Here is a 16,758-nt window from a genome sequence, read left to right on the forward strand (position 1 = left end):
AAGCCAGTCCCACAATTCAGGGCTCAGCGAGCCCACTGCATGCACGCAATGCTTTTAGTAGGACCGGCTTCAGCCGGGAGGAGGCCGCTGAGCGCGCTGTAAATTTGCGGCGTGACACCTGACGCCTTCCCGGCTAAAGCCAGCCCCACAATTCAGGGCTCAGCAAGCCCACTGCATGCACGCAATGCTTTTAGTAGGACCGGCTTCAGCCGGGAAGAAGCCGGTAGGTGTGCCGTAGACTTGTCGCCGCTTTAGGGCGTGCATCACTTTGGTTACTTAGCACGGATAAATGCGCGAATAGCGTGCAAAAACGCTCACTAAACGGCCAAGTCCGAAAGCCAATTCGAATCTCAGCTCGATGCAAGCAGTGGAGTGGCGCGGTCTGCAAGGCCCTAAACCCGTCTCCTGCAGGACATTACGAATATTCCTACAGACATTTCCCAAAACTGGCACGCACGCTGCAATAGGTTATACATCACCAGTTTTGGGGACCTTGGTACAGGCAGGCCGGGGATTCCCCTCTTTTATTCCTCCCGGAGACTGACCTCCAGTCTCCAGCGCCCGTCCTGGGTTGCACCGCGCCAGTCGCCGTGCAGAGGACGGGCCGCCAGCAAGTTCAGCAACAACCCCTTATCACTTCGTTGCACCCTCCAGCGCACATCTTTGCCGTTGAGCTTCAGTTCGCCTTTCTGCGCCTGACCCTGGGCGTTGAACAGCAACGCCACCGCGCCATCGATGTGTTCGCCATGGAGCTGCGGTTCGCGGTTGAACCACACGGCAACGCCGTTCGGCAGTACTTCGATGGTTTGCAGCTGGATGGGGTCCGGGGTTGTCACGCGGCCGATCATCAGACCGACCATCACACCAACAATCGCCACCGAGCCCAGAAACTTGGGCCACAGCTTCGGTCTGGGGTCTTCTTCAGGGGTAGAATGCATCCCGTCCTTTCGTTCGGAGCCGTGCATGTTTCACGTGATCCTTTTTCAACCAGAAATTCCGCCGAATACCGGCAACATCATCAGGCTCTGTGCCAACAGCGGCTGCAGCCTGCATTTGATCGAGCCGCTGGGTTTCGAGCTGGATGACAAGCGCCTGCGTCGAGCCGGCCTTGATTACCACGAATACGCCACGCTGCATCGTCACGCCGACCTGCCAAGCTGTCTTGAAACCATCGGCCAACCTCGGCTGTTTGCTTTTACCACAAAGGGCTCGCGGGTTTTCCACGATGCGCAATTCGAGGAGGGTGATGCCTTCCTCTTCGGCCCGGAAAGCCGAGGCCTGCCACCGGAGGTGCTGGACCCGCTGTCGAGCGACCAACGCCTGCGCCTGCCGATGCGCGAAGGCTGCCGCAGTCTGAATCTGTCGAATACAGTCGCAGTCGCGGTGTATGAGGGCTGGCGGCAGTTGGGGTTCAAGTAGCCAACCCGCAGCACCGTCGAATGCCGCCCACAAAAAAGCGCCCATCACAGGCGCTTTTCTTATTACAGCGACAACGCTTACTGAACAGTAGGCGTTGGCGTTTCGCCGCTTTCCTGCATGCGTTGCAGTTCTTGCGCGTACAGGGCGTCGAAGTTCACCGGGGCCAGCATCAGCGCAGGGAACGAACCACGGACAACCAGGCTGTCGATGGTTTCGCGAGCGTACGGGAAAAGGATGTTCGGGCAGAACGCGCCCAGGGTGTGACTCATCGAGCTGGCATCCAGGCCCTTGATCAGGAAGATACCGGCTTGCTGCACTTCAGCGATGAACGCGATTTCTTCGCCGTTCTTCACTTCGACCGACAGGGTCAGCACGACTTCGTAGAAGTCATTTTCCAGCTGCTTCTGACGGGTGTTCAGGTCCAGGCTGACGCTCGGGGTCCATTCCTGACGGAAGATCGCCGGGCTTTTTGGCGCTTCAAACGACAGGTCGCGGACGTAGATGCGTTGCAGGGAAAACTGCGGTGCTTCTTCTTCGTTGGAAATGGCGCCGTTATTCGGTTGATCAGTCATCTCAAATCCTTACATTGAGGTCTTGTAGGCTTCCGGGCTGTGCAAAAAACCATCGTTTTCACATTCCGGTTCGAATTCAGGCGCTCAGCAGCTTATCCAGCTTGCCGGCGCGCTCCAGCGCGAACAGGTCATCGCAACCGCCCACATGGACCGAGCCGATCCATATCTGCGGAACCGAGGTACGCCCGGCTTTCTTGGTCATTTCAGCGCGAATCTGTGGCTTGCCGTCGACCTTGATCTCTTGGAAGCCGACACCCTTGCCCGCCAGCAGCGACTTGGCGCGGGAGCAATAAGGGCAATAATCGCTGGAGTAGACGACGACGTCGGTCATTTCACTTCACCAGCGGCAGGTTGTCACCGCGCCACGACGAAATACCACCGGACAGCTTGGCGGCATTGAAGCCCACCTTTAGCAGTTCGCGGGCGGTATGGCCGGCGTGCTGGCCAGCGGCGTCGACGATGATCAGGGTTTTAGGCTTGAATTTCTCCAGTTCCGCCGTGCGGGTCAGGATTTTGTCCTGGGGGAAATTCACGGCGCCAACGATGTGACCGGCAGTGAAGTCTTTCTTGGCGCGGACGTCGATGACAACGGCTTCATCGCGGTTGACCAGGGCGGTCAATTCGCCGGTGCTCAGGCTGCGGCCGCCTTTGCTAAGCTCGGTTGCGATCAGAAGGCCCAGCAGGATGACGAAAGCACCCGTCAGCAAATAGTGATTCGTGGCAAATTCAATCAGGTGAGCAACCATCATCGGGTTCCAGGGCGTTAAAATGTCGGCCAGTATACACAGCCCCCAAGGTGGGCCAAAGCCCGTACGGCAGTGACGTCGTTTAGCTTGTTGCTGATTTGAACTTGTCCCTAAACTGTCGATCTTTTTTCTACTTCACCTATTAGCCAAGAGTGGGATTCATGACTACCACGCCTAAACCTCTGGTTCTGATCATCCTTGACGGCTTCGGTCACAGCGACAGCCACCACGGCAATGCGGTCTACGCAGCGAAGATGCCGGTCTTCGATCGCTTGTACCAGACCATGCCAAACGGCTTGATCTCCGGGTCCGGCATGGATGTCGGTCTGCCTGACGGGCAGATGGGCAACTCCGAAGTCGGCCACATGAACCTGGGCGCCGGCCGCGTGGTGTATCAGGATTTCACCCGCGTGACCAAAGCGATCCGCGACGGTGAGTTCTTCGAGAACCCGGCTATCTGTACAGCGGTCGACAAGGCCGTAGGCGCTGGCAAGGCCGTGCATATCCTTGGCCTGCTGTCCGACGGCGGCGTTCACAGCCATGAAGATCACCTGGTGGCGATGGTCGAGCTGGCCGCCAAGCGTGGCGCCGACAAGATTTACCTGCACGCCTTCCTCGATGGCCGCGACACGCCACCGCGCAGTGCCCATCAATACCTGCAGACCATGGAAACGGCCTACGCGCGCGTGGGCAAAGGTCGCACCGCCACGATCATCGGCCGTTACTTCGCCATGGACCGCGACAATCGCTGGGACCGTGTCGAATCCGCCTACAACCTGATCGTCGACGGCACCTCGGAATTCCACGCCGACAACGCCAAGGCCGCGCTGGACGCCGCTTATGAGCGTGGCGAAAACGACGAATTTGTCAAAGCCACCAGCATCGGTGCGCCGGTGACAGTGGAAGACGGCGACGCGGTGGTGTTCATGAACTTCCGCTCCGACCGTGCCCGCGAACTGACCCGCGTGTTCGTCGAAGACGATTTCGCAGACTTCGCCCGTCGTCGTCAGGCCAGACTGGCCGGCTTCGTCACGCTGACCAAGTACGCAGCCACCATCGACGCGCCGGCGGCGTTCGAAAAGGCCGGCCTGCACAACGTGCTCGGCGAATACCTCTCGAACAACGGCAAAACGCAGCTGCGCATCGCCGAAACCGAAAAGTACGCCCACGTGACGTTCTTCTTCTCCGGCGGCCGTGAAGAACCCTTCCCCGGCGAAGAGCGCATCCTCATCCCTTCACCAAAAGTGGCCACTTACGACCTGCAGCCGGAAATGAGCGCGCCGGAAGTCACCGACCGAATCGTTGACGCCATCGAGCATCAGCGTTACGACGTGATCGTGGTCAATTACGCCAACGGCGACATGGTCGGCCATAGCGGGATCATGGAAGCAGCGGTCAAGGCCGTTGAGTGCCTGGACATCTGTGTCGGCCGCATCACTCAGGCGCTGGAAAAAGTCGGCGGCGAAGCGCTGATCACGGCCGACCACGGCAACGTCGAACAGATGACCAACGAGGAGACCCACCAGCCTCACACTGCCCACACCACTGAGCCGGTGCCTTTCGTTTATGTCGGCAAGCGTGATCTGAAGGTGCGCGAAGGCGGCGTGTTGGCCGACGTGGCACCGACCATGCTGATGCTGCTCGGCATGGAAATCCCGACCGAAATGACCGGTACGCCGATTCTGGTCGCCAAGTAAGCCCCTCGAACCGGTCCGCCAGTCGCTGACGGGCCGGTTTTGTATGAAATGTCTGACGGCCACGTCGTCCGAGCGTTTTTTTTGCAGCCACCGCCGGGCATACTAGGCCGGTCTTTACTCCTGGTGTCGCCCAACCTCATGCTTCGCGCCCTGATCACCCTCGCCTTGATTTGTCTGCTCAATCCGGCCTTCGCCGACGATGATCGCGCACAAACGCAGAAACAGCTGGATGCCACGCGTCAGGACATCACCGAACTGAAAAAAGCGCTAAGCCAGTTGCAGGAAGAAAAATCCGGCGTCCAGAAAGACCTGCGCTCCACTGAAACTCAGATGGGCAAGCTGGAAAAGCAGGTGGAGGCCCTGCAAAAAGAACTAAAAAAGACTGAAAGCGAGCTGCAACGGCTCGACCAGGAGAAAAAAAAACTCCAGAGCGCACGCGTTGAACAGCAACGACTGATCGCGATTCAAGCCCGCGCTGCCTACCAGAGCGGCCGCCAGGAATACCTCAAACTGCTGCTCAATCAGCAGAATCCCGAAAAATTCGCCCGCACCCTCACCTATTACGATTACCTGAGCCAGGCCCGCCTGGAGCAGTTGCGCAACTTCAATGAAACCTTGCACCAGCTGGCCGGCGTCGAGAAAGACATCGACCTGCAGCAAGCGCAGCTCCTGGTGCAGAAGAGTTCGCTGGATGACCAGAAAGCCCAGCTCGATACCGTTCGCCAGGAACGTCAGGTAGCACTGGCCAAGCTGAATCAGGATTACAAGGTTCGCGACCAGAAGCTTCAGTCGCGGCAGCAGGATCAGGCCGACCTGACCAAGGTTCTCAAGACCATCGAAGAAACCCTCGCCCGCCAGGCTCGCGAAGCCGAAGAGGCTCGCCAGAAGGCATTGCTCGCGCAGCAGGAAGCCGAAAAACGTCAGCGCGAGCAAGAAGCGCTGGCGAAGAACCGGGCCAAAGACGATGCGAAGGACGACACCGATGTGGCCCCTCGTCGGCCGACCAAGGCGCCCGGCGCGATGGTTTCCAGTGCCGGTCAGTCGTACGGCGGCGCTTTTGAGCAAGCAAGGGGAAAACTTCCTTGGCCCGTCGATGGTCGATTGTTGGCGCGATTCGGTGAAAGCCGTGGCGATGACGAGCGCACCAAGTGGGACGGTGTGTTGATCAGTGCGGCTGCAGGCAGCCAGGTCCGCGCGGTGCACGGTGGTCGGGTGGTCTTCGCCGACTGGTTGCGCGGCGCCGGGCTTCTGGTCATTCTCGACCACGGCAATGGTTATTTGAGTCTGTACGGTCACAACCAGAGCCTGTTGAAAGAGGCCGGGGACGTCGTAAAAGCCGGAGACGCGATCTCTACTGTTGGTAACAGCGGTGGCGGTCAGGACACTCCGGCGTTGTATTTCGCTATTCGTCAGCAGGGTCGCCCTAGTGATCCGGCCCAATGGTGTCGCACTCAAGGATAAGTCGACACCTCACTCAGGAGTTCGTAAGACATGCTGTTTTCGTCCCGCCTCACCTCGCTGGCCCTGACTATCGCCGTGGTTATCGGCGCTCCTCTGGCCCAGGCTGCCGGCGCCGCCCCTGCTGCTGCGCCTGCCGCCACTGCGCCCGCCAACGCCGCGAACATCAAGGCGCCGCTGCCGCTCGACGAGCTGCGCACCTTCGCCGAGGTCATGGACCGGATCAAAGCCGCGTACGTCGAGCCCGTGGATGACAAGACCCTGCTGGAAAACGCCATCAAAGGCATGCTCAGCAACCTTGATCCCCACTCCGCTTACCTGGGCCCGGAAGATTTCCAGGAGCTGCAGGAAAGCACCAGTGGCGAGTTCGGCGGGCTGGGTATCGAAGTGGGCGTCGAAGACGGCTTTGTAAAAGTCGTCTCCCCCATCGATGACACCCCTGCGTCCAAAGCTGGCATCGAAGCGGGTGACCTGATCGTCAAAATCAACGGCACGCCAACCCAGGGCCAGACGATGCAGGAAGCCGTGGACAAAATGCGCGGCAAGATCGGCGAAAAAATCACCCTGACGCTGGTGCGTGACGGCGGCACTCCATTCGATGTGACGCTGGCCCGCGCAACCATCCAGGTCAAAAGCGTGAAGGCGCAGATGCTGGAGCCGGGTTACGGTTACATCCGCATCACCCAATTCCAGGTCAAGACCGGTGAGGAAGTCGGCAAGGCGCTGGCCAAGCTCCGCAAGGACAACGGCAAGAAGATGAGCGGCCTGATCCTCGACCTGCGCAACAACCCGGGCGGTGTGTTGCAGGCGGCGGTCGAGGTGGCTGACCACTTCCTGACCAAGGGCCTGATCGTTTACACCAAAGGCCGCATTGCCAACTCGGAACTGCGCTTCTCGGCAGACCCGGCTGACGCCAGCGAAGGTGTGCCTCTGGTGGTACTGATCAACGGCGGCAGCGCCTCGGCGTCGGAGATCGTCGCCGGTGCATTGCAAGACCAGAAGCGCGGCATCCTGATGGGTACTGATACGTTCGGCAAAGGCTCGGTGCAAACCGTTCTGCCGCTGGCTAACGACCGCGCGCTGAAGATCACTACGGCGCTGTATTACACGCCGAACGGCCGCTCGATTCAGGCCCAGGGCATCAATCCGGACATCGAAGTGAAACGCGCCAAGCTTACGGCCGAAGCCGATGGCGACAACTACAAAGAGGCCGATCTGCTCGGTCACTTGGGCAACGGCAACGGCGGCGCGGACAAACCGACCACCAAGGCCAAGGCTGGCAAGGCGCGTCCGCAGGACGATGACTACCAGATGAACCAGGCCCTCAGCTTGCTCAAGGGTTTGAGCGTCACGCGCGGCAATTGAGATGCGCGTCTGGTTGACCGGGCTCATTTGCGCCCTTGCCTTCACAACGGGTGCTGCACACGCAGCGCCCGCCGAATCCTCAGCGACCGCAGGCAAAGCGCCGAAGGTCGCTTATCTCAGCCTGATCATTGACGATCTCGGGCAAAACCCTGAACGGGACAGCCGCGCGCTGGCCCTTCCCGGCCCCGTGACGCTGGCGATCATGCCTGACACGCCCCACGCAACGGACTTTGCCCGTCAGGCGCACAAGGCTGGCAAGACGGTCATGCTGCACATGCCCATGGACCCGGCGACCGGGCCGTACGCCTGGCATCCGGAACTGCCGCTGCCCGAACTCGAATCGCGTCTGAACGCCGCGCTGCTGAAAGTCCCCTACGCCGCTGGCATCAACAACCACATGGGCAGCCGCATGACGGCCGAGCCGGTGGCCATGGGCTGGTTGGTGGGCGAGTTGCAGCGCCGTCATTTGTTTCTGGTCGACAGCCGCACCAGCGCCAAAACCGTTGCCGCGGCTGAAGCGCAGAAGATTGGTCTGGCCAGCGTGTCCCGCGATGTTTTTCTCGACGACGAGCGCACCGCAGAGGCCATCAGCGGCCAGCTTCAGACGGCGATCAAACTCGCTCACAAGCAAGGCTCGGCCGTGATGATCGGTCATCCCTATCCGGTGACGCTCGATGTGCTTGAGCGCGAGCTGCCCAAGCTTAAATCCCAAGGTATAGAGCTGATCGAGATCCGCCACATGGTCACTGAGCGCGGAAATGAGGCGATGGCCGGCCATGGCAAGAACGGGCGTTATCGCTAGGCCGACACTGCTTCGCTAGAGATATTTGGCGAAAATCGAATCGATCACGCCTTCTTTGCGCAGCTGATCCAGCGCACTTTGCAGCCGTTGGACCACGGCGTCCGGGGTGTCTTTGTTCAATGCCAGAAACAGTTCGGCACTGTTGAAACGCAGCACGGTTTTCAACCCTGTGATGCCCTCCTGCCGCGCCAGATAGCGACCCGCCGGATCACCCGTGGCCCACAGATCGAGCTGGCCATCGACCAGCTTCCTGGCGTTGTCTTTATCGCTGAGCACCGTGATCGGGTTCATACCCTGACGCGCCAGCTCCACGGCAATGGCGTCGCCCTTGTAGGCACCGATTCGGTAAGACCGTGCAGCCTCAAGAGTGCTCAGCTGGATCGGGCTGTCAGCGCGCGCCAGCAGAATCCAGTCGTCCGGGCCGATTGGTCCGACCCACTTGAAGCGTTTTTCGCGCTCGGGCAACCGCGCAGTCACGAACACGCCGTAACCAGGATTTTCCAGCGCCAGCTTGTAGATGCGATCCCAGGGGAAGCGCAGGGTCATGTTGTAGCCGACATCGGCGCGCTTGAAGGTCTCGCGCACCACCTCGACGGCGATGCCCTTGATGTTGGCTTCCTGAGCGAAATTCTTGCCGTCGGTAGCCATGTTGTAAGGCGGGAAGTTTTCGGTCAGCAGGACCATTGAATAGGCCGGCGTATCGTCGGCCCGGGCGGCTCCTGACAGCATTATCGCGACGCTGATCAGTGCAAGAAAAACACCTTTGAACATATCCCTGGCCCCTGATCCTGACGACGGCAAGAGAGTGCCGCTAACGATCAGCAAAGTCCAGTTCGACGACCGGGACGGTCGCCTTCAGAGCAGGCTCGCCACGATGCGCCAGACCACTTCGGCGCAATGCGGGCACCGCCGTGCGGGAGTGAGCCTGCCTACGGAGACTCAGCCCTCAAGCAACAAGGACTGAGCGGCCGAAGGCTCAGCGAACCACGATCCCTTGCGCCGCCATGTACGCCTTGGCCTCAGGCACGGTGTATTCGCCAAAGTGGAAAATACTCGCCGCCAGCACGGCACTGGCGTGGCCTTCCAGCACGCCGGCCGCCAGGTGCTCAAGATTGCCGACGCCGCCTGAAGCAATCACCGGGATGCCCAGCGCATCACTGATGGCACGGGTCACGCCGAGATCGAAGCCGTTTTTCATCCCGTCCTGATCCATGCTGGTGAGCAGGATCTCGCCGGCGCCAAGGTCTTCCATCTTTTTGGCCCACATCACCGCGTCCAGGCCGGTCGGCTTGCGACCGCCATGGGTGAAGATTTCCCAGCGTGGCGCTTCGCCGGGCAGCGAAACCCGTTTGGCATCGATGGCCACGACGATGCACTGCGAACCGAAACGGGCAGCGGCTTCACCAACGAACTCAGGATTGAACACCGCAGCGGTGTTGATCGACACCTTGTCGGCACCGGCGTTGAGCAGATTGCGAATGTCCTGCACCGTGCGCACGCCGCCGCCAACGGTCAGCGGGATGAACACCTGACTGGCCATGCGCTCGACGGTGTGCAGCGTGGTGTCGCGGCCGTCGACGCTGGCGGTGATGTCGAGGAAGGTAATCTCGTCGGCACCCTGCTCGTCATAACGACGGGCGATCTCGACCGGATCACCGGCGTCGCGGATGTTCTCGAACTTCACGCCCTTGACCACACGGCCGTTGTCGACGTCGAGGCAAGGGATGATGCGTTTGGCAAGGGCCATGGTTAGTCCTTAAGTAACAAGCTTCAAGCTTTAAGCTGCAAGTAGAAGCGGATCGAGGTCAGCTTGCAGCTTGAAGCTTACTGCTCGGAGCTGACTGCGTAGCTGTCACAAAACGCCTGTGCTTCAGCCACATCCAGCGTGCCTTCATAAATCGCACGGCCGGTGATTGCGCCGATGATGCCCGGTGCCTTGGCGTCGAGCAGCGCTTTGATGTCGCCCAGGTTATGAATGCCGCCCGACGCGATCACCGGAATGCGGGTGGCAGCGGCCAGCGCGGCGGTGAACGGGACGTTGCAGCCCTGCATCATGCCGTCTTTGGCGATGTCGGTATAAACGATGGCCGAGACGCCGTCGGCCTCAAAGCGCTTGGCCAGGTCGATCACCTGCACGGTGCTGACCTCAGCCCAGCCGTCGGTGGCGACGAAGCCATCTTTGGCATCCAGGCCTACAATCACTTTGCCAGGGAACGCGCGGCAGGCTTCGGCGACGAAGTCAGGGTCCTTGACCGCTTTGGTGCCGATGATCACGTAACTCACGCCGGCTTTGACGTAGTGCTCAATGGTTTCCAGCGAGCGTATGCCGCCACCGATCTGGATCGGCAGGTTCGGGTAACGACGCGCAATCGCTGTCACGACTTCGCCATTGACCGGCTGGCCTTCGAACGCACCGTTCAGGTCAACCAGATGCAAGCGACGGCAGCCGCCCTCGACCCATTTTGCAGCCATGCTCACCGGATCATCGGAGAACACCGTGGAATCTTCCATCCGACCCTGGCGCAGTCGTACACATGCGCCGTCTTTAAGGTCGATCGCGGGAATAATGAGCATTCTTTTTCCTTCGTCAAAAGAGCTGCGCGCCGCGAGCTATAAGCTGCAAGTCTGCGCATCTAACCATTCTTGCAGCTTGAAACTTGCCGCTTCTAGCTGCTCTTCTCCAACGCCCACAGGTCGCTCTCGATGCTTTCGAAACGCTCCTTGAGGTGCGTCTGAACATCGAAGATCGCCCGGTTGTAGTAATGCGGCGCGATCTCGCGGGTGAACAATTCCAGGATTTCAGCCGCTTCGAACGAACCCAGGTCCAGCTCGAAACGGTCTTCCATGAACCGCTTGATCCTGTGGCACGCCTCGCTCTCCTGCTCGGGAGTGAGGGTCAGAATCGGCGGTTTGGTCTTCTTGCTCATTACCAGCGGCCGTCCCACGCCGCGAAGTTCTGCAGCAACTGCAGGCCATGGGTGTGGCTCTTCTCGGGGTGGAACTGCACGGCGAAGCGCGAGCCATCGGCCAATGCGGCGGCGAAGTCATGACCGTAATGGCCACGACCGACGATCTGCTGCGGGTTGGGCGATTCGATGTAATAGCTATGCACGAAGTAGAACCGCGCCATGTCCGGAATGTTGGCCCAGAGCGGGTGATCCACGGCCTGCGCCACTTCGTTCCAGCCCATGTGCGGGACTTTCAGGTGCTGGCCATCTTCGTGGAGGTCCTTGCCGAAGAAGCGCACCTGACCGGGGAAAGTGCCGATGCAATCAACACCGCCGCTCTCTTCGCTACGCTCCATCAGCGCCTGCATGCCCACGCAGATCCCGAGAAACGGACGGTCCTGACTGACTTCACGCACCAGGGCATCGAAGCCCAGCCGACGAATTTCCGCCATGCAGTCGCGGATCGCGCCGACACCGGGAAACACGACGCGGTCAGCTTCACGGATGACGTCGGCATCGCTGGTAATCAGCACGCGACCGGCGCCGACGTGCTCTAGCGCCTTGGCCACCGAGTGCAGATTGCCCATGCCATAGTCGATAACGGCAACGGTCTGCATTACAGCACGCCTTTGGTCGAAGGCATCTGGCCGGCCATGCGGTCGTCCAGTTCTACCGCCATGCGCAGTGCACGGCCGAACGCCTTGAAGACGGTTTCGATCTGGTGGTGAGTGTTGTGGCCGCGCAGGTTGTCGATGTGCAGCGTGACGTTGGCGTGGTTGACGAACCCCTGGAAGAATTCCTGGAACAGGTCCACATCAAAGCCGCCGACGGTGGCGCGGGTGTACGGCACATGCATTTGCAGGCCAGGACGACCGGAGAAGTCGATGACCACGCGCGACAGCGCTTCATCCAGCGGGACATAGGCGTGGCCGTAGCGACGGATGCCTTTTTTGTCGCCGATGGCTTTGCTGAACGCCTGGCCCAGCGTGATGCCGACGTCTTCCACGGTGTGGTGATCGTCGATATGCAGGTCGCCTTTGCATTCGATGTCCAGATCGATCAGCCCGTGACGGGCGATCTGGTCGAGCATGTGTTCAAGAAAAGGAACGCCGATGTCGAATCGGGACTTTCCTGTGCCATCCAGGTTGATCGAGGCTTTGATCTGGGTTTCCAGAGTGTCGCGCTCGACGAACACCATACGTTCGGCCATCACCAGCTCCGCAAAATCATTGGGCGAAAAGGCGGCCATTATAGGCGTGTGGCGGGGAAACAGAAACATGAAGCGAGCAATGCCGGACCGGGGGAATGCGGGCTGCATGGGATAGACATGTGTATACAAGCGAATACGTACAGGCAAAAAAATGTGGGAGCGGGCTTGCTCGCGAATAGGCCCTCACATTCGACATCTCTGCCGTCCGTTAGACCGCCTTCGCGAGCACGCTCACTCCCACAGGTTCAGGTCAGCCTGAAGCATCTCAGGCTAACCAGATCAGCTTTTAGTGAAACAACACCGCAGTCTTCTGCAGAGTGATCCACACGCCCCATGCCAGCGGAATGCCCACTGCCAGCCAGGCCAGAATCGCCAGTGGCTTGGTGCTTGGGTCCGCTTTCCATTCCAGCGAAGTGCTGTGATCTGCGCCGGCATCGTGACCGATGGCTTGTTCAGCCTTCAGCTGCTCGTCGGTCATGAAGTATTTGTCGGCCACCGGACGCACCAGCAGGTTGCAGATGAAGCCCAACACCAGCAGACCCGCGAGGATGTACAAGGTGATGTCGTAGGCATCGGCACGAGCAACGCCGTGGCTCAGCTGGTACTCACGCAGGTAGTTCACCAATACCGGGCCAAGCACACCAGCGGCAGCCCATGCAGTCAGCAAGCGACCGTGAATCGCGCCGACCATTTGCGTACCAAACAGGTCAGCCAGGTAAGCCGGAACGGTGGCGAAACCGCCGCCGTACATCGACAGCACGACGCAGAACGCCGCCACGAACAGCGCAACGCTGCCCAAGTGACCCAGGGTCGGTACCGACGCGTAGAGCAAAAAGCCCAGTGCGAAGAACACGAAGTAGGTGGCTTTACGGCCGATGTAGTCCGAGAACGAGGCCCAGAAGAAACGGCCGCCGATGTTGAACAGGCTCAGCAGACCGGTGAAGCCGGCCGCAATGGCCGCGATGGCCGCCAGTTGCGAGGCATCCAGTTGGCCGAACGGCTGATCGGTGCCCAGCAGCTTGCCGCCGAACACTTCCTGCAGCAGGGGCGAAGCCATGCCGAGAATACCGATGCCTGCCGAAACGTTCAGGCACAGCACCAGCCAGACCAGACGAAACTGAGGCGTCTTCCATGCAACGCTGACGTGCACGTGACGGTTGGTGATCATCGCGCTGTTGGCTTTCTTCGCCGGAGCAGTCCAGCCTTCAGGTTTCCAGCCGGTGGGCGGAACGCGGTACGACAGTGCGCCGCCGATCATGAAGATGAAGTAAATCACCGCCATCACCGCGAAGCTCTGCCATACGCCAACGCTGTCAGGCGTGGCGAAGTGGCTCATCAGTGCGGTAGCCAGCGGAGCACCCACCATCGCGCCACCGCCGAAACCCATGATCGCCATACCGGTCGCCATGCCGCGCTTGTCCGGGAACCATTTGATCAGCGTCGAGACCGGCGAGATATAACCCAGGCCAAGACCGATACCGCCGATCACGCCCGAGCCGATCCACATCAGCCAGATCTGGTGCGTGTATACGCCCAGCGCCGAGATCAGCAGACCGCCACACCAGCACAGCGCCGATACAACACCGGCCTTGCGCGGGCCCGCGTGTTCCAGCCAGCCGCCCCAGATCGCTGCGGAGCAGCCAAGGAAAATGAAGAACAGGGTGTAGATCCAGCCGAGCATGGAGATCGGCCAGTCACAACTGGACGAAATGACTTGCTCGAAGAAACCCATGTCAGCCGGGCAGGCGACAGCAGTCTTGATGCCGATTGCCTTGGACAACGGCAGCCAGAACACCGAGAAGCCATAGGCCATGCCGATACACAGATGGATTGCCAATGCAGCTGGCGGAACCAGCCAACGGTTGAAACCGCGTTTGGCGATAATGCGCTCTTTGGACAAGAACGCAGGCTGAGCGGCCGTACCGCCCAGAGCAGTGCTCGTAGTCATTTATTGTTGCCCCCAATTTTTAGTTATATCCCGCAAGAACAGCGACATCGCTCTGCCACCACTCTTCAAGCACGCAGGCCTCGGTGGTTTATCGGCAGACCGTCTCTTTACGTGACAATTCGACGCAGCAAAGCTGGCGAACGGCGCGAGATTACCATTTGCGACAGAAAAGAAAGCATTCTGCTACTACCTTTTTCGTGCCGTTTGTCATTGTGCAAGGCGCTGACATTTCGATCGGAGGTGTCTGTGGCGATCCAAAACCCGATGCCTGCGTGAGGACGCTATACTCGCGGGCTAAATTTTGAACGACTCGACACAAGGACTCGCCCATGAAAGCGTTCGGCAAAATCCTGGGGCTCACCCTCCTCGGGCTGTTGCTGATCATCGTGGCTCTCGGCTTTGCCTTGACCCACTTTTTTGATCCCAACGACTACAAAGACGAGATTCGAAAACTGGTTCGCGATCGCGCCCACGTCGAGCTGACGCTCAATGGCGATATCGGCTGGAGCCTGTTTCCGTGGCTGGGCCTGGAGCTGCACGATGCCAGCGTTGCCACCTTGAGCGAGCCGTCCAAACCCTTCGCCGACCTGCAGATGCTCGGGTTGTCCGTGCGCGTACTGCCGCTGCTGCGCAAGGAAGTGCAGATGAGCGATGTACGTGTCGAGGGCCTGAACCTGACGCTGACCCGCGACGAAAACGGCCATGGCAACTGGGAAGACATCGGCAAAGTCCCCGCCACTGCGGCCAATCCAGCCCAGCCGCCCGCCACGCCGGATGCGCCGGCCAATACAGCGCCGGCTAAACCCGACAAGCAGTGGCAGCCGCTCAAGCTGGACATTGACAGCCTGACCGTGAACAACGCGCGGATCGATTTCAACGATATTCCCAAGGCCCGGCAGTTCACCGCCGAGAGCATTCAGCTGAGCACCGGCCCGATCCACAACGCGACCGATATCCCGCTGAAACTGACCGCGTTTCTCAGCACCAACCAACCCGTCGTGCGCACCAAAACCGAACTGACCGGCAAGCTGCGTTTTGATCGCGCGCTTAAACGTTATCAGCTTGATGACATGCGGTTCTCCGGGGAAGCGGCGGGCGATCCGCTGCAGGGCAAGACGCTGACGTTCTCGGCCCAGGGCCAATTGCTGGCAGACATGTCCGCCAATGTCGCGGAATGGACCAATCTGAAGCTGTCCGCCAATCAACTGCGGGCTCTCGGCGAGTTGCATGTGCGTGATCTGGACAAGACGCCGCAGCTTACAGGCGGTATCTCGATTGCCCAGTTCAACCTGCGCGACTTCCTCGACGGTGTCGGTCAACCTGCGCCACCCCTTGGCGACGGCAGCCTGAACAAACTGGAATTGGTCACCCGTATCGCGGCGACGCCCAATAGCGTTTCGCTGGATGACCTCAGGGTGAAACTCGACGACAGCACCATCACCGGTCGTGTCGCCGTGGAAGATTTCGCTAAACAATCCCTGCGCCTGCAACTCAAGGCCGATGCGTTCGACGCCGACCGATATCGCAAGCCCGAAGGCGAGCAGACGAAGAGCGCCGGTGCCGCGCGCAGAGCCGAAGTTCAGGGCGCGGAAGCCGAAGCCATGGTGGCGTCGGGCACCTCGCCTCTGCCGAATCAGCCGACTCAAGGCGCCTGGAGCGACGCGAAACTGCTGCCCCTCGAGCGCCTGCGCAAACTGGACGTCGACGCCGACCTGAGCTTCGGCAAGCTGACCCTGGAGAAACTGCCGATCCAGAACGCGGCGCTGAAAACCTCGGCGCTTGATGGCGTGATCACGGTCAGCAGCCTGCGCGGCGATCTGTACAACGGTAATTTCGAGGTCAAGGGCGACTTGGATGCGCGCCCTGAAGTGCCATTGGCACGTGTTCAGACGCGCGTTGCCAAGGTGCCGGTGGAACATTTCATTCAGAGCCAGGGCACCACGCCGCCGCTGCGCGGTTTGCTTAACCTCACCAGCGATGTGACCGCCAAAGGCAACAGCGAGAAGGCCCTGGTCGAGAGCCTCAACGGTACCGCGAGTTTTGCGCTGAACGATGGCGTGCTGGTCAACGCCAACCTCGAGCAGCAGCTCTGCCGCGGCATCTCGACGCTCAATCGCAAGAGCTTGAGCGGCGAACCGCGCGGCAAGGACACGCCGTTCCAGCAGTTGAATGGCAATCTGGTGTTCCGCAACGGCGTGGCCAGCAACCCGGACCTGAAAGTCCGCACCCCGGGCCTGACGGTCAACGGCGATGGCGACATCGACCTGCGCGTCATGGGCTTGAACTACCGCGTCGGCGTGATCATCGAAGGCGACAAGAGCGACATGCCGGACCCCGCCTGCGAAGTGAATCCGCGCTTTGTCGGCATCGAATGGCCGGTGCTCTGCCGCGGCCCGCTGGAAATGGGCGCCAAGGCCTGCCGTCTGGATAACGACGGCCTGGGCAAGGTCGCTGCCAAGCTGGCAGGCGACCGGATCGGCGACAAGATCGATGAAAAGCTGGGGGACAAGGTGAGTCCCGAGCTCAAGGACGCGATCAAGGGATTGTTCAAGCGTTAACCCCGTCCAGCAGCCGCTGCGCCTCCAAATTGTGG

The 16,758-nt window shown here is 60.2% G+C and carries 17 protein-coding genes; 6 read left to right on the plus strand and 11 right to left on the minus strand.

The window, feature by feature from the left end:
• Positions 1-524 precede the first annotated feature (524 nt).
• Positions 525-965: a hypothetical protein gene (locus tag AC3ISG_RS23270; RefSeq protein ID WP_122534007.1), complete on the minus strand. Its 441-nt coding sequence runs from the start codon at positions 963-965 to the stop codon at positions 525-527.
• Here AC3ISG_RS23270 and trmL point away from each other — a divergent pair.
• A complete protein-coding gene (trmL, locus tag AC3ISG_RS23275) occupies positions 964-1,419 on the plus strand; it encodes a tRNA (uridine(34)/cytosine(34)/5-carboxymethylaminomethyluridine(34)-2'-O)-methyltransferase TrmL (protein ID WP_122534008.1) in 456 nt (151 codons plus the stop codon). The two genes, AC3ISG_RS23270 and trmL, sit on opposite strands and share 2 nt — an antisense overlap.
• Before the next feature lie 77 nt (positions 1,420-1,496).
• Here the strand turns inward: trmL and secB are convergent, their stop codons facing one another.
• The 3 genes from secB to AC3ISG_RS23290 all read right to left on the minus strand — a co-directional run bounded on the left by secB (position 1,497) and on the right by AC3ISG_RS23290 (position 2,737).
• Complete coding sequence (gene secB / locus AC3ISG_RS23280) at positions 1,497-1,991, minus strand: protein-export chaperone SecB (protein WP_065987376.1); 495 nt, start codon at positions 1,989-1,991, stop codon at positions 1,497-1,499.
• A 76-nt stretch (positions 1,992-2,067) separates the two neighbouring features.
• Entirely contained in the window at positions 2,068-2,322 is a 255-nt protein-coding gene (gene grxC / locus AC3ISG_RS23285; protein ID WP_122534009.1) for a glutaredoxin 3, read from the minus strand.
• Between the two features lies 1 nt (position 2,323).
• On the minus strand, positions 2,324-2,737 hold the full coding sequence (locus AC3ISG_RS23290) for a rhodanese-like domain-containing protein (protein WP_122534010.1): 414 nt from the start codon (positions 2,735-2,737) through the stop codon (positions 2,324-2,326).
• Between the two features lie 161 nt (positions 2,738-2,898).
• Here AC3ISG_RS23290 and gpmI point away from each other — a divergent pair, with 161 nt between their 5' ends.
• The 4 genes from gpmI (at position 2,899) to AC3ISG_RS23310 (ending at position 8,059) form a co-directional block, all read left to right on the plus strand.
• Positions 2,899-4,434, plus strand: a complete 1,536-nt coding sequence (gene gpmI, locus AC3ISG_RS23295; protein WP_489298061.1) for a 2,3-bisphosphoglycerate-independent phosphoglycerate mutase — start codon at positions 2,899-2,901, stop codon at positions 4,432-4,434.
• A 138-nt stretch (positions 4,435-4,572) separates the two neighbouring features.
• The gene (locus AC3ISG_RS23300; protein ID WP_489298062.1) at positions 4,573-5,895 is read left to right on the plus strand and encodes a murein hydrolase activator EnvC family protein; all 1,323 of its coding nucleotides are present in this window, start codon (positions 4,573-4,575) and stop codon (positions 5,893-5,895) included.
• Positions 5,896-5,925: 30 nt separating this feature from the next.
• Positions 5,926-7,257: a S41 family peptidase gene (locus AC3ISG_RS23305; protein WP_122534013.1), complete on the plus strand. Its 1,332-nt coding sequence runs from the start codon at positions 5,926-5,928 to the stop codon at positions 7,255-7,257.
• Position 7,258: 1 nt separating this feature from the next.
• Complete coding sequence (locus tag AC3ISG_RS23310) at positions 7,259-8,059, plus strand: divergent polysaccharide deacetylase family protein (protein WP_489298063.1); 801 nt, start codon at positions 7,259-7,261, stop codon at positions 8,057-8,059.
• Between the two features lie 15 nt (positions 8,060-8,074).
• Here the strand turns inward: AC3ISG_RS23310 and AC3ISG_RS23315 are convergent, their stop codons facing one another.
• The 7 genes from AC3ISG_RS23315 to AC3ISG_RS23345 all read right to left on the minus strand — a co-directional run bounded on the left by AC3ISG_RS23315 (position 8,075) and on the right by AC3ISG_RS23345 (position 14,165).
• Entirely contained in the window at positions 8,075-8,830 is a 756-nt protein-coding gene (locus tag AC3ISG_RS23315; protein WP_489298064.1) for a substrate-binding periplasmic protein, read from the minus strand.
• A gap of 205 nt (positions 8,831-9,035) precedes the next feature.
• Positions 9,036-9,806, minus strand: a complete 771-nt coding sequence (hisF, locus tag AC3ISG_RS23320) for an imidazole glycerol phosphate synthase subunit HisF (RefSeq protein ID WP_122534017.1) — start codon at positions 9,804-9,806, stop codon at positions 9,036-9,038.
• A 77-nt stretch (positions 9,807-9,883) separates the two neighbouring features.
• Entirely contained in the window at positions 9,884-10,633 is a 750-nt protein-coding gene (hisA, locus tag AC3ISG_RS23325) for a 1-(5-phosphoribosyl)-5-[(5-phosphoribosylamino)methylideneamino]imidazole-4-carboxamide isomerase (protein WP_122622897.1), read from the minus strand.
• Positions 10,634-10,725: 92 nt separating this feature from the next.
• The gene (locus AC3ISG_RS23330; RefSeq protein ID WP_205485137.1) at positions 10,726-10,986 is read right to left on the minus strand and encodes a DUF2164 domain-containing protein; all 261 of its coding nucleotides are present in this window, start codon (positions 10,984-10,986) and stop codon (positions 10,726-10,728) included.
• Positions 10,986-11,624: an imidazole glycerol phosphate synthase subunit HisH gene (gene hisH / locus AC3ISG_RS23335; protein WP_489298065.1), complete on the minus strand. Its 639-nt coding sequence runs from the start codon at positions 11,622-11,624 to the stop codon at positions 10,986-10,988. Before hisH ends, AC3ISG_RS23330 begins: the two co-directional genes overlap by 1 nt.
• Positions 11,624-12,217: an imidazoleglycerol-phosphate dehydratase HisB gene (gene hisB, locus AC3ISG_RS23340; RefSeq protein ID WP_065987388.1), complete on the minus strand. Its 594-nt coding sequence runs from the start codon at positions 12,215-12,217 to the stop codon at positions 11,624-11,626. Before hisB ends, hisH begins: the two co-directional genes overlap by 1 nt.
• Before the next feature lie 286 nt (positions 12,218-12,503).
• Complete coding sequence (locus AC3ISG_RS23345; protein ID WP_122534021.1) at positions 12,504-14,165, minus strand: OFA family MFS transporter; 1,662 nt, start codon at positions 14,163-14,165, stop codon at positions 12,504-12,506.
• A 329-nt stretch (positions 14,166-14,494) separates the two neighbouring features.
• Here AC3ISG_RS23345 and AC3ISG_RS23350 point away from each other — a divergent pair, with 329 nt between their 5' ends.
• Positions 14,495-16,723 (plus strand): AsmA family protein, encoded by a 2,229-nt coding sequence (locus AC3ISG_RS23350; RefSeq protein WP_489298066.1) that lies wholly within the window; start codon positions 14,495-14,497, stop codon positions 16,721-16,723.
• Positions 16,724-16,758 lie beyond the last annotated feature (35 nt).

Source organism: Pseudomonas sp. GL_135 (assembly GCF_057834665.1).

Excerpts from the sequence above, each read along its gene's own strand:
- trmL (WP_122534008.1), top strand. The coding sequence starts at position 964 with ATGTTTCACGTGATCCTTTTTCAACCAGAAATTCCGCCGAATACCGGC.
- AC3ISG_RS23270 (WP_122534007.1), bottom strand. The coding sequence starts at position 965 with ATGCACGGCTCCGAACGAAAGGACGGGATGCATTCTACCCCTGAAGAA.
- secB (WP_065987376.1), bottom strand. The coding sequence starts at position 1,991 with ATGACTGATCAACCGAATAACGGCGCCATTTCCAACGAAGAAGAAGCA.
- grxC (WP_122534009.1), bottom strand. The coding sequence starts at position 2,322 with ATGACCGACGTCGTCGTCTACTCCAGCGATTATTGCCCTTATTGCTCC.
- AC3ISG_RS23290 (WP_122534010.1), bottom strand. The coding sequence starts at position 2,737 with ATGGTTGCTCACCTGATTGAATTTGCCACGAATCACTATTTGCTGACG.
- gpmI (WP_489298061.1), top strand. The coding sequence starts at position 2,899 with ATGACTACCACGCCTAAACCTCTGGTTCTGATCATCCTTGACGGCTTC.
- AC3ISG_RS23300 (WP_489298062.1), top strand. The coding sequence starts at position 4,573 with ATGCTTCGCGCCCTGATCACCCTCGCCTTGATTTGTCTGCTCAATCCG.
- AC3ISG_RS23305 (WP_122534013.1), top strand. The coding sequence starts at position 5,926 with ATGCTGTTTTCGTCCCGCCTCACCTCGCTGGCCCTGACTATCGCCGTG.
- AC3ISG_RS23310 (WP_489298063.1), top strand. The coding sequence starts at position 7,259 with ATGCGCGTCTGGTTGACCGGGCTCATTTGCGCCCTTGCCTTCACAACG.
- AC3ISG_RS23315 (WP_489298064.1), bottom strand. The coding sequence starts at position 8,830 with ATGTTCAAAGGTGTTTTTCTTGCACTGATCAGCGTCGCGATAATGCTG.
- hisF (WP_122534017.1), bottom strand. The coding sequence starts at position 9,806 with ATGGCCCTTGCCAAACGCATCATCCCTTGCCTCGACGTCGACAACGGC.
- hisA (WP_122622897.1), bottom strand. The coding sequence starts at position 10,633 with ATGCTCATTATTCCCGCGATCGACCTTAAAGACGGCGCATGTGTACGA.
- AC3ISG_RS23330 (WP_205485137.1), bottom strand. The coding sequence starts at position 10,986 with ATGAGCAAGAAGACCAAACCGCCGATTCTGACCCTCACTCCCGAGCAG.
- hisH (WP_489298065.1), bottom strand. The coding sequence starts at position 11,624 with ATGCAGACCGTTGCCGTTATCGACTATGGCATGGGCAATCTGCACTCG.
- hisB (WP_065987388.1), bottom strand. The coding sequence starts at position 12,217 with ATGGCCGAACGTATGGTGTTCGTCGAGCGCGACACTCTGGAAACCCAG.
- AC3ISG_RS23345 (WP_122534021.1), bottom strand. The coding sequence starts at position 14,165 with ATGACTACGAGCACTGCTCTGGGCGGTACGGCCGCTCAGCCTGCGTTC.
- AC3ISG_RS23350 (WP_489298066.1), top strand. The coding sequence starts at position 14,495 with ATGAAAGCGTTCGGCAAAATCCTGGGGCTCACCCTCCTCGGGCTGTTG.